Raw genomic sequence first — 13,473 nt, 5'->3', positions numbered from 1 at the left:
TTTGCGCGCCGGAGGTCTCGGTTTTCTCGCCATTCAAAATGCGGATCAGCAGACCGGCCTTGGCGTAGTTCACATGCTGTTGAATCCACGCCACGGACGGCCGCGCCGGCTTCTTTTTGCCCTTCTGGCGAACGCTGAATCCCAGACGGCGCAGGCGTTTCGCCTGTTTTTCCGTGCAGGCGATACCCGGCGCAACGGCGTTCCAGCGCTTCATCTGTGCAGCAGTGCGCCGCTCAGTAACGCCGTTGTGTTGCTGCGTGGCGACCCAGCGAGTCAGGGCGTTTTTCCAGCCCAGTTCGGCCTCGTCGGCACTGACCCGCGTGACTTGCAGCAGCTTGGCCAGACCGGCTTCCATCTTTTTCTTGCCCTTGGCCGATCCCTTGCGTTCGGCGAACGGCGAGCCGTCGACGTTCTGCTGAGCGCGTTGACGCTTGCGACTCATTGAGCGCACGCGCTTGGTCACGTTGTTCAGCAGGCGCCGGCGCAGCTTGGGCGGCAGCTCCAGCAGCGCCAGTTGAGCGTCGACGTTGAGTAGCCCCCTAACATCGAGGTCGCACGCATTAGCGCTCACCGCTGGCCACCTCGCCGCGCTCGGCAACCCAGAGGTCAAACGGGAGGAACGCCCAGCGTTTGCCGAAGGCCTCGATCTCACCGCCCGGCTCTTCGGCCAGATATTGCGGCTCGACGAATTCCAAGGTGATTTCCACGTCGAACAGGTCGTTGTCCAACGGCTCAACCGCGAACTCCGGCGCCGGTAATTCGTGCTGATCGCGATCGGTGTCGTGGTTCTCCAGCCAACTGCCCACAAGCGCCATCAGCCGCGCAGGATGGTCAGCGAATCGCTCCAGGATGATCGCGGCGCGATAGTGCATGTCGGCAAAGTGCATGCCGGCGACGTCGGGTTTCCAGATCAGCGAGAGCTTCACCTGCTCGGTGAAACTGTCGAGCTGTTCAGGCTGGACTAGGCGGCGTTCGCGCAGGTACGCGGTTAGACCTTGCAGCTTGATCACAGCAACACCGCCGTGACGCGGCCACGGCCTTGCAGCACCCGGACGGCCTGCTGGCTGAACGCCAAAAAGGTTTCGCCGCGCTCGGGCAATTCCTTGCCGATGTTTTCAGCGCTTTCGCGACGGTTCACGGTCGCGAACTGGGTGAGCAAGCTGGCCTTGGCGCGGCAATACACGGCGCGCTTGTACGTCGCTGCGTGAAATGTGCGCTCAGGTAGCACCGTGGTGTCCGCAGATTCCACTGTGGTGACACCGACGTTCTGCCACTGGCTTTTACGCTTGGCCAGGTCGCGGTTGACCTCAATCATCGCGGTGTTCAAATCGGTGACCAGCATCTCGACCAGGTACTCCGCCGGCAGGCGGTAACCCTTCTGGAACTCGGACACGGAGAGGTTCGGCCAGAAGCCGTCGTTCTCAATCGCCTGTTCCACAAAGGTGGTGGGGTTCCCGGAAAAGCTCATTGCTGGCCGCTCAAATAGGGCGGGGAGACTGTTTTTCGTGGGGCTGGCCATGAATGGCAGACACACGTCCACAGTTCCCCGCTGGGGGGGGTAGTCGGTTATTGGGCGCCGGTGACGGCGGGTATTTGTTTGGCGATCGCCTTGCGGCACTTCTGGATTCGGGTTTCGTTGCCGGCCTTCGCGTACAGCTCAGTCGAACGTTCCAGATGCTTGAGTGCGGTTTCCCACTGCTCGGCTTCCATGGCGCGCATACCGATCAGCTTGTGGTACTTGCTCGGGATCTGTTCGGTCAGCTCCCATTCACCATCGACACGCGGCAGCAGATCGGAGAGATATGGCTCCGGACTGCGCTGGGCGTTGTATTGGGCGTAAGCCCAATCGATCACGGCATCCGCGACAAAGGTCTGCACATCGCGGCGCTTGAAGCGCTCAGGCATCTCTTGGCCTTGCTCGATCGCAAAGTCAGCCAGTTCCAGACCGTCTTCAAACTGCTCGGTGTCGAACAGCCAGACCATCACCTGCACCAGGACGCGGTTCGGCATCACCAAACCCGACTCCATGTAGCGCTGGATAAAGTTCTGGTACTTGGGCAGCAGCTCCTCGCGCTTGAGTGCCTGACGCCCAGCGAGTCCCTTGATGTTGCTCAGGCGCTGCAGATCCTGATCCAGCGAGGCTTCCATCAGCAGCAAGTGCTTTTTCGCGTTGGCCGGACTGCTCAGGGCTTCCGCCGGCGAATACGCCAGCGGTGCGGCTGCTGCAGCGATCAATGCAGCAGTTCCCTGAGCCAAAGTGCGGCGCTTGTGTGCAAGGGCCAGGCTCATGCGGCCAACTCGACGTTTTCCGTAAACGCGATCTTTTCCATCTGCTCGATCACGTAGCCTTCGTTGCGGCTGTTGTAATCTTCAACGCGGGAGCGTTTCGGGTTATCGACGGTTTGCTTGCGCCAGCTCGAATCCTGGAAGTAAATCGACAGATTGTCCCAACTGGTGACCAGCACCCCGTTGACCGGGAAGAACGGCACGCTAAAGCTCGGCAGGCCACCGTAGGTGGCGATCACCTGAGCATCCTCGATACGCTCTTTCTCGGTCGGTGTGTCGCCCTGCTTGGCATACAGCTTCGCCTTATCAGCCGCCAGCAGGTCAGTACCGATAATCGCGATCAGGTCGCCGCCATCACGCAGACGTTCGTCCACCATCTGCTTGGTGTCATGCACCAGGGCGTCAAGGTTGGCGTAGTCGCCATCCGGGCCCAAGGTCACCTTGCCCGCTTCCTTGCCTTCTTTGAGTACCTGTTGCGGAGCCTGCTCGCGCAGTTGCTGCAACCAGCCTTTGTTCACGTCCTGCAGCATCGGATAGGCAGCGATATCGGTCTGTGCAGCCGCTTTCAAGCCGTGGAAACCAACCATGATGCGATCAAGGGCGATCTGTTTCTGCACGGCAGCGGAATAGCGTTGGTGGAAGTCCGGAAACTTCGCCCAGGCGTCGATTTTGGCGTACGGAAGACCTACATCGGACTCGGTGGACGAGAGTTCGTAGGTGGTGTTTTCCAGCTCGGAAGCGTCTTTCGCTTCGCGGTCGGTGGTCTTGGTGTTGGTGCGTCCGGTGACGGGGCCAGACACGCCAATGAACACCTTCTCGCCCTTGATCTCGCTCACGCCGATGACGTTGATGCGGGAAAGGAAGTCCGACTTGGCGGTGATGGCGTCGTTCAGTTCCTGGGTGATGGACGGCTCAACGCTGAACATCTTGCTGGACAGCTCGACGCCGTAGGTTTCGGCCATGGCCAGTTGCATGGCTGCATACATCTTGGCGCCGTAGGCGCTCAGGGAGCGGGCCATGTCAGAGTACCCGCGCTTTGGCTTTGTCAGCTGCGCCGGTGGAGCGCGGCAACTGACGGCCGGTGCTGGTGTTCTGCAGCGTCGTGAACTGCTTTTGCAGACTGTTCAGCGCAGCCAGCACCGCTTTATTACCGCCGCCGCTACGCTTGAATTCGCGCTCTTCTTCAGCCGTCGTGACGATATCGTCAACTGCAGCGCTTACGTCATCGATCGGGGCTTGATCAGGTTCCGGTGCGTCTTCGGCAGCAGGCTCGATCACGGCCTGAATGCCGGCAGCGACGACCAGCAGCTGGGCCAGCAGGGCTTTCAAAGCCGTTGCGGTAGCTTCATCCATTGGGGGTTTGCTCTCGGTTGGGGTTTGCGGAGTGGTTTCGGTGGACGATTCGTCAATACCGAAACGCTTGAACAAGCGGGTGAACATGCTGGCAAGGCGCCCGATCTCGCCCTGCGCTTCGGTTTCGCGCAGGGGGCCGAGTTCTTGGGAGGCGGCGTAGTACGCATCACGGCTGGTACGGCTGGAGAAATAGAGTTCTTGCGTGCCGACGCTGGCGGGTTCGTCGGTGACCGCGATACCGGTCAAGTAGGCTTTGCCACGCCCCCGGAAATTCGGTCTGATCTCAATGCTGGTGAACAGCTTTTCGCCGGCGTCGTTCAGGCGCAGCAGCTTGTCGTTTGGCTTCAGTTGCGCTTCAAGGGCGACTTGGCCAGGCTCCAGATCGTCGCCCTCCTCGACCAGGCGCACAGCAAAAACCGTCCCGTGAGATCCAAACCAGCGTTCGTGCTCGCACCAGATAACAGCGGTGTACAACGTAGGTGTGTACGTTTCGGCGATGTCACGCAGTTCCTGGGGAAGGATCTCGCGGCCATCGACGGTCGGGCCGCTGGTGGCAACACGTTTCCAGTAGGAGACAAGGGAACGGGGCATGAGTGGTAACTGCGCTCAATCGTTGAATGAGCCGCCACGATAGAGAGCCGAAATCCCTCAAACAAACGCTTTGCTTCGGCTCGATTCGTAGAAGAAAACTCTACGACTAGCGCCGCATTTCAGCCCGCGTTTCCGGCGTTTTCGCCGCTTAGACTGCGGCCCATGAACTACCCGACCGAAGTCAAAGAAGCCGCAAAACGCCTCTACCTGCGCCGCTGTTCGGTGAAGGAAATCCAGGCGCATTTGAAGCTACCCAACATTCGCATCGTCTACTACTGGATCCGCCAAGGCGGCTGGGACGAAATGCTCACGGATGAAGAACCGTTGAGCGCGGTCAACCGGCGAATCACCCTGATCCTGGAGAAGATCGATCCGCTGACGAAAGCCGAACTGGACGAACTGGAGCGGCTGACAAGCCTGCTTGAGCGTCTGAAAAAGCTGGCTGCGAAACCTGCGCCGGCGCCACCGTCAGATCGTCCGGACGAGCCTCGCGAACGGCAACCTGGCCAACGCCGTGAACGTGGCGAAGGTGGTGGCAAGAAGCGCGAAAAGAAGGCGAAGAACGACATCAGCGGCCTGACCGAAGTCGACTTTCTCGATAAATTCATCTCGAAGATGTACGGCTATCAGAAAGAGCTGTTCGAGGCGAAACAGAACCCGCTGACACGCCGCGTCCGGAACATCCTCAAAAGCCGACAAGTAGGTCTGACCTACTACTTCGCCGGCGAAGCGTTCATGGACGCCGTGCTGAGCGGCGACAACCAGGTGTTTCTGTCTGCCAGCCGATCGCAGTCCGAGATCTTCCGCAGTTACATCATCCAGTTCGCCCAGCAATGGTTTGGCATCGAGCTTACGGGCAACCCGATCACGCTCAGCAACGGCGCCGAACTGCGCTTTCTCAGCACCAACAGCAGCACTGCCCAGGGCTACCACGGCCACGTCTACGTGGACGAATATTTCTGGATCCGTGACTTCGAAAAACTCAGCACCGTGGCCAGCGCCATGGGCACACACAAGAAGTGGCGCAAAACCTATTTCTCGACGCCCAGCGCGGTTTCGCACCAGGCGTACCCGTTCTGGTCAGGCGAGGAATTCCGCAACAGCAAGCGCGGTAAGAAAGCCGGCGGTGTTTGGCCCAGCGAAGCGGCCTACACGCAGGGCGCGCTATGTCCGGATGGCCAGTGGCGCAAGACGATCACCCTGGACGATGCAATCGCCGGCGGCTGCGATCTGTTCGACATGGAACAGCTGCAGCTGGAGTACGACGAAGACAAGTTTCAGCAGTTGTTCTACTGCAAGTTCATCGACAGCACCCAAAGCGCATTCAGCCTCAAAGATCTGGAGCGCTGCTATTCGGATCTGTCGCTATGGGAGGACTACAACCCTGATCTAGATCGACCGTTCGGCAACAGCCCGGTCTGGCTGGGCTACGACCCAAGCCGCACCCGTGACGACGCCACCTGTGTGGTCATTGCGCCGCCACTCGAACCCGGCGCGAAGTTCCGGATCTTGGAGAAGCACAGCTGGCGTGGCCACTCGTTCACCTACCAAGCCGCACAGGTTAAGAAACTGACCGAGCGTTTCAACGTCCAGCACATCGGCATCGACATCACCGGCGTGGGGTACGGCGTGTTCGACCTCGTGCGCGACTTCTACGCCAAAGCGACGCCCATTCACTACAGCCTTGAGGCGAAAAACGCCTTGGTACTCAAAGCCCAGGACACAATCCAAGGCAGCCGCATCGAATGGGACGCCGGCTGGACGGATATTGCCCAGGCATTCCTGACCATCAAGCGCGGCGCCACCAACAGCGGCCAGATCACCTACAGCGCTTCGCGCACCGAAGCCACCGGCCACGCAGACATTGCCTGGGCTGTGATGCACGCCCTGGCCAACGAACCTTTGAACACCAACAAGCGGCGTCGTAGCCGCTACGTCACGAGTAACCAAACCAGCCATGGCCAACCGCAAACGCAGAAAGCAACACGTAGCCCAACCACCGCAACAGCCAATGCGCTCGTTTACGTTCGGGGAGCCGGAACAAGTGCTGTCCGGCAACATAGGCGAGTACGTAGGAGTATTTCCAAGCGACGACGGCAAGATCTACAAACCTCCGGTGTCGCGGGCTGGTCTGGCCAAGCTGCTGCGCGCCAACGCACACCACGGCGCCATTCCGAAGTTCAAACGCAACCTGCTGCTGCGTGAGTTCATCCCCTCGGCAGGCTGCAGCACTGAAACGATGGGGCGCGCCGGGCTGGATTACATGGTGTTTGGCGAAGCGTATTTCTACAACGACACCAATGCATTCGGCCAGGTGCTGGAGCTACAGCACCTCCCGGCCATAAACATGCGGGTTAAGGTCGACGGCGGTTTCGTGATGCTGCTGCCCGACAACAAGGAAATGGAGTTCGAACAGCACGAGATCTCCCACGTCCTGGACTACGACGTGGAACAGAATATTTACGGGATCCCCGACTACTTGGGCGGCCTGCAGGCGCTGCTGCTCAATGAGGCGGCGACCCTGTTCCGTCGCCGCTACTACAGCAACGGCGCACACGCCGGTTACATCTTCTACACCAACGACCCCGACCTAACCGAGGAAGACGAGGACGAGCTGCGCGCCCAAATCAGTGCAAGCAAGGGAGTGGGCAACTTCCGCTCAATGTTCGTCAACATCCCTAACGGCAAAGAAAACGCGATCCAAATCATTCCCGTGGGGGACTTCCAAGCCAAAGACGAGCTGGAGAAAGTGAAGAACATCACCCGAAACGATGTCATCGCTGCCTGGCGAATGAACCCAGCGTTGGCCGGCATCATCCCGGAAAACACCGGTGGTTTCGGCGATATCGAGAAGATCGATCGCGTGTACACCAGTAACGAGATCCGACCGATCTGTCAGCTCTTCGACCAACTGAATGAAACGCTCAGAGAAGACAGGCGATTTAGCTGGAAAAATACTCCGGATACAGTGGATACCACTGCATTACGATCTAATCAAAGATAAAGCCACTAAACTTTGTGGCAATATAGTGGCGATCAGTTGCCCCTGGGGAGGGACATATGCGAGTGACATGCAAGTGTGGAAACAAGGGATTAATCAGAGATAGCAAACCGCAATCGCCGGATTTTGTGACGCTTTATTGCCAGTGCCTAGACGTCCAGTGCGGGCATACATGGGTAGCCCATTTGACGTTTTCCCACACGCTGAGTCCATCAGCGCAAACCTTCGATCGATTGTTGTTCGACCGCCTCCGGGAAATGCCCAGGGCGAAACAGCGGGAGCTATTCGAACAGCTCGGAGCGCAGGCAGTTGCGTGAGGCGCAAATCGCCGACACCGGAATGCCGACGATCGTTACACCTAATCAGAATTAGGCGATCAAGGCATCAGCTATTGGCTGAGTCTTCAGGATTGATGGCAAGAATCTCAGAAAGCCGACGGAGCTGACCTTGCTCCTTTTCGCTTAATGACCGGTATAGGGCAATAAGGCGGCGTTCCGCTTTGCTCAGGTTATGCCATTCGAATTCGGCAATGCTCAAGCAAAGAGGTTCTTTTTTGACGCGATCCAACATGCTGACTACTCCATAAAGTGCATGGCTGAATCAGCATTGACGGGGTTAGATCCGGCTTTAGAACGAGGAGGCTACTAATGTCGTATGGGCTTTGTTACGGGTTAATTCTTCTGACGAACAGCGTCATCCGCCATCGCTTTCAGAAACCGCCGGATTGCTTCTTGATCACCTGGTGTGATCGCTCTGTATTGCGTAACAAGCAGATTCTCGACTTCGGACAGCGATGCTTCCGTAGCTGTCGTACGCTGGCCACTCAAAATGTAATGCACGTCAAACCCTGGCTCACGCATAACCTTACTGAGATACCAGGCAGGGGCATCGCTGCTGCCAGCTTCATAGTTAGCTTGGGTGCGCTTCGAAATACCAAGAACCTCGGCAATCTGATCCTGAGTCAGCCCGCTTTTCTTTCTCTCTTCCCGCAATCGCGAGCCGATGCTTTCAGAATCGTGCAAAATTTTTCATTCCCGATGTTTACAAATGCACTTATGTGCATCATTCTGCATTCCCGACACATGAAAATGCATGGAATTGCACTATGCCGAACACAAACATCAACGATCAAGCCCGCCAGCAAGCAAGGGAGGGCTTGGAGAAGCGAGGTCAATCAGCGAAAGACTTCGCGAAACTGCACGGACTGAACCCCAGCACCGTCTATGCGGTGCTGAGTGGACAGAGCCATTGTCGCAGAGGGGAGGCACATCGCGCCGCCGTACTACTTGGTATCAAAGACGGCGTGATCGAACAGTAACGGCAGTGGCCAACAGGGAACAGTAGAAGATGAAAAGCCCCGTTCTAAGTACACGCAAGGAAGCGATGCGCGAGATCATTCGCAGCTTTCCCGATGGACGCGAAGGCGCTGCCGCTCGCCTAGGAATGAAAATCAAAAAATTCGACAACCACGCCTATGAAAATGCGGGCTGCAGTCCACTGACTGATGCTCAGGTTTTCATGCTGGAACAAGCCAGCGGCACCAGTCATTTTCCGAACTACGTCGCGCAGATGTATGGCGGTTTGTTCGTAGCCGTCGCCGACCCGGAGAAGCTGGACAACATCGAGTTGTATGCCCGATCAGTTCAGGTATCAGCAAAGCGCGGCTGCGTTGACCACGCGATCGCCCAAGCACTGGAAGACGGTTCAATCAGCGTAGAGGAAGCCGAACACATCCTCGCCGCTCACAACCTTCACATGGCAGCCCGTCACGCTGAGGTGCTGGCCGCTATCGATCTGTACCGCGCCAAACCAGGGAAAAACTAATGAGCAATTTACCGGTAGTACAGGAATATCAGGACTTGCTCAAAGTCGCGGCCTTCACGTTTATTGAACGGCATCAGTGCGAACACTTGGGCGACGACCAGCAACTGTTCAAACGTGCTGTCCAGCACCTCGTGACGGATTACAACGCCACGACGCAGCACGCCGAGCGATTGGTACATTTGGCCAACAGTGAAATGTCAGCGGTGATCGATAGGACGCGACTGGACATCGTCAATAGCACCTCAACGCACACTGTGATTTTCGATACAGCCACCGGTAACGCCTGGGCAATTCCCGTCAGCCTGATCTACGAACGCATCCTCATAGCTCCCGATAACGGGCGCTTCCGCATCACCGCTTCGTAATAGCCAACCAATAAATCCCCTGTCCCACCGCCGTGGGTTTGGGTGAGCTGCGCCCGAAATTGAGGTTTGACGATGGAAAACGCCCTGATCATCAACGCAAAACTGACGCCTGCAGAGGCTCAAGCGCTCTTGGCCAACCTGCGCGAGCAGTACCGTCTCAGCTTCAACGAACTTTGGTACGCAGACCAATTCCGCCTGATTCCCGATGGACTGCGCCACGGCTCAATCCTCGCCAACTGTCCCGTGATGGCCGCTCAGAAACACCTGATTGGTGCCCTCTCCTACTGCCTCAAGAAAGCGAAGTATCCATGAAAGAGAAACTGCGCAGCGACGTGATCGAGCGCCTTAAAACCGATTACGGGCTTAAGCACCGGACAAGCACTGACTACATGCGCGGCGGTACCTGCCCTAAGTGCCGTCAGAAAACCCTGTACACACGGTTCTCGGCTCCATGGCTCGTAATTTGCGGCCGACCTGAAAAGTGCGCTCACACGTTGCATGTAAAGGAGCTGTACGACGACCTGTTTGAAGATTGGAGCAAGCGCGCGCCAGCGACCGACCAACACCCCAACGCCACCGCTCGCGCCTACCTGGAATTTGCCCGGGGCTTTCGCATCGAGCAGATCCAGGGCTGGTTTACTCAGGAAAGCTTTTACTCGCCTGAGCACAACGCCGGCAGCGCCACCGTGCGCTTCGCGTTGGAGAAAGGCGGCTGGTGGGAACGTCTGATAGACCGCCCGCACCGCTTTGGAAAGATGAAAGCCCGTTTCAAATCGAAGGACAGCTATCGCGGCGTCTGGTGGTGCCCGCCCTGCGTGGATCTGCTGGAAGCGAAAGAGGTCTGGATTGTCGAAGGCATCTTTGACGCCATCGCCTTGGTGCATAACGACATCGTCGCGGTGTCGGCTATGTCCTCGAATGCCTTCCCCGAGGAATCGCTGCGAGCGCTTGCCCGTGACCGCGACGGAAAGCTGCCCAAGCTAGTTTGGGCACTCGACAACGAGTCCGGCGCCCACGCCTACACCAAACGCTGGGCGAAGCAGGCGCGAGCCATGGGGTTCGTTTGCGAGGCAGCACAGATACCGCTGCGTGACGGCCGCAAGACTGATTGGAACGACCTACATCAACGCTGGAGTTTCATCGAAGACGAAAATGAACGTGTCGACCAGATCGCGGCTGATCTGAAACAAGCACGTCACCAGGGCGCCCTGCTGCTGGCCGGGAGCGCCGCCGAAAAAGCGCTGCTGATGTACGACTGGAACAAGCGCGGTGAATTTCACCTAGGTTTCGGCAGCCGCCTGTACTGGTTCAAGTTGGACATGGAGAAATTCAACCGGGCGATGCAGGACATCGAAGACAGCGAGAACCACGACGACCAGCTTTTAAACCAATCACAGCAACGCGAAAAAGCGCTGCAGCAATCCGGCAGCGTGGTCGAAATCGCCAACTGCTACCCACAAGCTCTGTATTTCCAACGCAATGAGATTACGGATGAATCCTGGTACTACGTGCGCGTTGACTTCCCGCACGACTCTGAAAGCGTGAAAAACACCTTCACCAGTGGACAACTCGCCGCTGCCAGCGAATTCAAAAAACGACTGCTCGGTATGGCCGCTGGCGCCATGTACACCGGGAGTGGTCAACAACTGGAAAAACTTATGAAAGATCAACTGTTCGGCATCAAAACCGTGTCGACCATCGACTATGTGGGCTACAGCAAGGAGTACGCCTGTTATGTCTACGGCGACATCGCCATCAAGGATGGCAACACCTACAAGGTCAACAGCGAAGACTATTTCGAATTCGGCAAACTGCGTCTGAAGACACTGCAGAAAGGCGTTCCAATCAAGCTGCAGCGCGATGGTAAAGACTTCAACGAAGAGTGGTTGCAACTACTGTGGACATGCTTCGGCGCCCAAGGTTTGGTGGCTTTGGTCTTCTTTTTCGGCTCACTGTTCTGTGAGCAGATTCGTAATCGCTACAAGTCGTTCCCGTTTCTGGAGGTGACGGGCGAGGCCGGCGCCGGCAAAACCACCCTGCTGAACCTGCTTTGGAAGCTGCTCGGCCGCGAGGGTTATGAAGGCTTCGATCCGATGAAGTCGACCAAAGCTGGCCGTTCTCGACTGATGGGCCAAGTGTCGGGTATGCCCGTCGTGTTCCTGGAAGCCGACCGTCACGGCGATGATCGATCTCACGCCAAGAATTTCGAGTGGGACGAGTTGAAAGACTATTACGGGGGCGGCACCTTGGCTACCAAGGGTGTAAAGACTGCCGGTAATGAAACCTACGAGCCGCCGTTTCGCGGCACGATCGCCATAAGCCAGAACGCCGCCGTGATCGCTCACGAAGCGATCATGACGCGCATCGTCAAACTGCACTTTGTACGCCCAACCGTCACTCCGCAAAGCCGCGCTGCAGCGGACAAGTTGAACGTGCTGGACGGCAGCACCCTGAGCCATTTCCTAATTCGAGCGGTCGGCAAGGAGTCGGCCGTGCTCGAGCTGTTCGCCCAACGCATGCCCGAACATGAAGCCAAGCTACGCCGACTGCATACACATTGCTTCGATTGCAGTTCCGCGTTTCAGAGCGAACACGGCAACTGTCGCAACTGCGGCTCGGATCTGAGGGGATATTTGCGAGTCGAGCGAATCAGCAAGAACCACGCGCAGTTGCTCGCGCTGCTCGATGCGCTTCGATTGATCCTGAACCTGAGCGAACCTCAGATAGCTGCCACCCAGCGCCAAATCGTGCGCATGGCGATCGAGCGCCAGGCCTCGGTCAGCTCCGACCACCCGGCCGTGGCCGAGTTTTGGGAAGTTTACGACTACCTCGAATCCCTGAGTGAAGATCCGGTGGTCGACCACAGCAGTGATCCGACCGTGATCGCCATCAACCTCAACGAATTCTGCGAACGCGCCGCCGAACACAAACAGAAGCTGGCCGACGTGGCCACCCTGCGCGACCTGCTCAAAGAGTCCCGTTCGCACAAATTCCTGGAGGCCAATAAGGCCGTCCACAGCGCAGTACGTGCGGCGTTGAACGCAAAAACCCCACTGGCTCAGGGCCGCCCGACGACGGTCAAGTGCTGGATCTTCAAAGCGTAAAAAGGAGGCTACACCGATGCAAATCCAAGTCTTTTTGGGCAACGCCGGCGACGGCAATACGAGCAAGCTGCAGGAGACCTTTGATCACCTGACAGTGTTGGGAAAAAGCCAGCCGTTGATTCAGGCCGGTGCTTATGGCGAGGAAGGCCTGCTGCAAATTCTGGAAGTCCGGGCCGCCGGTGGCCAACGCGAAATCCTAGTCGAAGACTGCAGCCGGCAACAGATTCTAAGGGTATTGGAATGGCAATCCTGCACTGAGGATGACCCAGATTACGCCGACTTGGTAATCCACTTGGCGCGTCGGGACTGACAGAAAAAAGAAGCGATGTCGAGGAGTTGCAGCTCCCCGACATCAACCACCACTGAGGGCAACACCATGAAAGCAAAGCACCAAAGAAGCAGCGAGGTAAAGGCTAACACACTGCCCGGCGCTGAAACCGAATCCGCCCGTCATCTGATGGCTATTCGGATTGTTGGCACAGCTCTGTTTGATTACCGGGTTCAGAAAACTGAAATCGCACGGATCCGCCTTGAATGCCTCACCACTTTCGCCAAGGAGCTGGGCGACATTGACGCGGCAGAGTTCGCAGTTGTCGCTCAACTGCTGGCTGGCAACTCAACAGCCAACCTAAACCCAACCGATAAAACTCACTCACTCGAAGGAACAACAATATGAAAACTTTGTTTGTACTGATGGCTCAATACAACGGCCAAGTGGTCATTCCGCTGGATCGAGTGTGCCAGGATTATTTCACGCACCTGACAACGGATATGTTTCAACGCAAAGTGGGTGCCGGGCAGATAAAGCTCCCGATTACTCGCATGGAGCCGAGCCAGAAAAGTGCGAAAGGTGTTCATATTGCAGATCTGTCGGCTTACCTGGACGAACAGCGCGCTGCAGCAGTCAAGGAAAGCAACCAACTGAATAGCGCGCCGCGTAGCAGCTAAT

At 57.4% G+C, this 13,473-nt stretch carries 19 protein-coding genes; 11 read left to right on the top strand and 8 right to left on the bottom strand.

What is annotated here, in order from left to right:
• From AACY11_RS17090 to AACY11_RS17065, 6 genes are all read right to left on the bottom strand, one after another.
• Nucleotides 1–571, bottom strand: a 571-nt coding sequence (locus AACY11_RS17090; protein WP_339495388.1) for a virion morphogenesis protein, incomplete at its 3' end; no start/stop codon positions are given.
• On the bottom strand, nt 561–1,010 hold the full coding sequence (locus AACY11_RS17085) for a phage tail protein (protein WP_339495387.1): 450 nt from the start codon (nt 1,008–1,010) through the stop codon (nt 561–563). The genes AACY11_RS17090 and AACY11_RS17085, both read right to left, overlap by 11 nt.
• Nucleotides 1,007–1,468 carry a head completion/stabilization protein gene (locus AACY11_RS17080; protein WP_339495386.1) on the bottom strand — a complete coding sequence of 154 codons (462 nt, stop codon included), beginning with the start codon at nt 1,466–1,468 and terminating at the stop codon, nt 1,007–1,009. The genes AACY11_RS17085 and AACY11_RS17080 overlap by 4 nt, the downstream gene beginning before the upstream one ends.
• Before the next feature lie 98 nt (nt 1,469–1,566).
• A complete protein-coding gene (gpM, locus tag AACY11_RS17075; RefSeq protein ID WP_339495385.1) occupies nt 1,567–2,289 on the bottom strand; it encodes a phage terminase small subunit in 723 nt (240 codons plus the stop codon).
• A complete protein-coding gene (locus AACY11_RS17070) occupies nt 2,286–3,305 on the bottom strand; it encodes a phage major capsid protein, P2 family (protein WP_339464379.1) in 1,020 nt (339 codons plus the stop codon). The genes gpM and AACY11_RS17070 overlap by 4 nt, the downstream gene beginning before the upstream one ends.
• A gap of 1 nt (nt 3,306) precedes the next feature.
• Nucleotides 3,307–4,230: a GPO family capsid scaffolding protein gene (locus AACY11_RS17065; RefSeq protein WP_339495384.1), complete on the bottom strand. Its 924-nt coding sequence runs from the start codon at nt 4,228–4,230 to the stop codon at nt 3,307–3,309.
• A gap of 162 nt (nt 4,231–4,392) precedes the next feature.
• On the opposite strand from AACY11_RS17065, the gene AACY11_RS17060 reads away from it, so the two are divergent.
• Genes AACY11_RS17060 through AACY11_RS17050 form a run of 3 tightly spaced genes read left to right on the top strand, consistent with a single transcriptional unit; the run spans nt 4,393 to nt 7,548 of the window.
• Complete coding sequence (locus tag AACY11_RS17060) at nt 4,393–6,435, top strand: terminase large subunit domain-containing protein (protein ID WP_339495383.1); 2,043 nt, start codon at nt 4,393–4,395, stop codon at nt 6,433–6,435.
• Nucleotides 6,347–7,234 carry a phage portal protein gene (locus tag AACY11_RS17055; protein WP_339495382.1) on the top strand — a complete coding sequence of 296 codons (888 nt, stop codon included), beginning with the start codon at nt 6,347–6,349 and terminating at the stop codon, nt 7,232–7,234. The genes AACY11_RS17060 and AACY11_RS17055 overlap by 89 nt, the downstream gene beginning before the upstream one ends.
• A gap of 56 nt (nt 7,235–7,290) precedes the next feature.
• Nucleotides 7,291–7,548, top strand: a complete 258-nt coding sequence (locus tag AACY11_RS17050; RefSeq protein WP_081794887.1) for an ogr/Delta-like zinc finger family protein — start codon at nt 7,291–7,293, stop codon at nt 7,546–7,548.
• A gap of 67 nt (nt 7,549–7,615) precedes the next feature.
• On the opposite strand, the gene AACY11_RS17045 is transcribed toward AACY11_RS17050, so the two are convergent.
• Nucleotides 7,616–7,801: a hypothetical protein gene (locus AACY11_RS17045; RefSeq protein WP_339495381.1), complete on the bottom strand. Its 186-nt coding sequence runs from the start codon at nt 7,799–7,801 to the stop codon at nt 7,616–7,618.
• Between the two features lie 101 nt (nt 7,802–7,902).
• Nucleotides 7,903–8,253 carry a helix-turn-helix domain-containing protein gene (locus tag AACY11_RS17040; RefSeq protein ID WP_339495380.1) on the bottom strand — a complete coding sequence of 117 codons (351 nt, stop codon included), beginning with the start codon at nt 8,251–8,253 and terminating at the stop codon, nt 7,903–7,905.
• Between the two features lie 83 nt (nt 8,254–8,336).
• Here AACY11_RS17040 and AACY11_RS17035 point away from each other — a divergent pair, with 83 nt between their 5' ends.
• The 8 genes from AACY11_RS17035 to AACY11_RS17000 all read left to right on the top strand — a co-directional run bounded on the left by AACY11_RS17035 (nt 8,337) and on the right by AACY11_RS17000 (nt 13,472).
• Entirely contained in the window at nt 8,337–8,549 is a 213-nt protein-coding gene (locus AACY11_RS17035) for a DNA-binding protein (RefSeq protein ID WP_339495379.1), read from the top strand.
• 29 nt (nt 8,550–8,578) lie between these two features.
• Nucleotides 8,579–9,055 carry a YmfL family putative regulatory protein gene (locus tag AACY11_RS17030; RefSeq protein ID WP_339495378.1) on the top strand — a complete coding sequence of 159 codons (477 nt, stop codon included), beginning with the start codon at nt 8,579–8,581 and terminating at the stop codon, nt 9,053–9,055.
• Nucleotides 9,055–9,420 (top strand): hypothetical protein, encoded by a 366-nt coding sequence (locus AACY11_RS17025; protein WP_339495377.1) that lies wholly within the window; start codon nt 9,055–9,057, stop codon nt 9,418–9,420. Before AACY11_RS17030 ends, AACY11_RS17025 begins: the two co-directional genes overlap by 1 nt.
• Before the next feature lie 72 nt (nt 9,421–9,492).
• Entirely contained in the window at nt 9,493–9,732 is a 240-nt protein-coding gene (locus AACY11_RS17020; RefSeq protein ID WP_339495376.1) for a hypothetical protein, read from the top strand.
• Nucleotides 9,729–12,524 carry a toprim domain-containing protein gene (locus AACY11_RS17015; RefSeq protein WP_339495375.1) on the top strand — a complete coding sequence of 932 codons (2,796 nt, stop codon included), beginning with the start codon at nt 9,729–9,731 and terminating at the stop codon, nt 12,522–12,524. The genes AACY11_RS17020 and AACY11_RS17015 overlap by 4 nt, the downstream gene beginning before the upstream one ends.
• Nucleotides 12,525–12,540: 16 nt before the next feature.
• A complete protein-coding gene (locus tag AACY11_RS17010; RefSeq protein ID WP_339495374.1) occupies nt 12,541–12,834 on the top strand; it encodes a hypothetical protein in 294 nt (97 codons plus the stop codon).
• Nucleotides 12,835–12,900: 66 nt separating this feature from the next.
• Entirely contained in the window at nt 12,901–13,200 is a 300-nt protein-coding gene (locus AACY11_RS17005) for a hypothetical protein (protein WP_339495373.1), read from the top strand.
• Nucleotides 13,197–13,472, top strand: coding sequence for a pyocin activator PrtN family protein (locus tag AACY11_RS17000; RefSeq protein ID WP_025111104.1), 276 nt, complete (start codon nt 13,197–13,199; stop codon nt 13,470–13,472). The genes AACY11_RS17005 and AACY11_RS17000 overlap by 4 nt, the downstream gene beginning before the upstream one ends.
• Nucleotide 13,473 lies beyond the last annotated feature (1 nt).

The sequence above is a fragment of the Pseudomonas sp. RA_105y_Pfl2_P56 genome (assembly GCF_963970845.1).
Lineage (GTDB): Bacteria > Pseudomonadota > Gammaproteobacteria > Pseudomonadales > Pseudomonadaceae > Aquipseudomonas > Aquipseudomonas baetica_A.
This window is presented reverse-complemented; position numbering and strand designations above follow the sequence as displayed.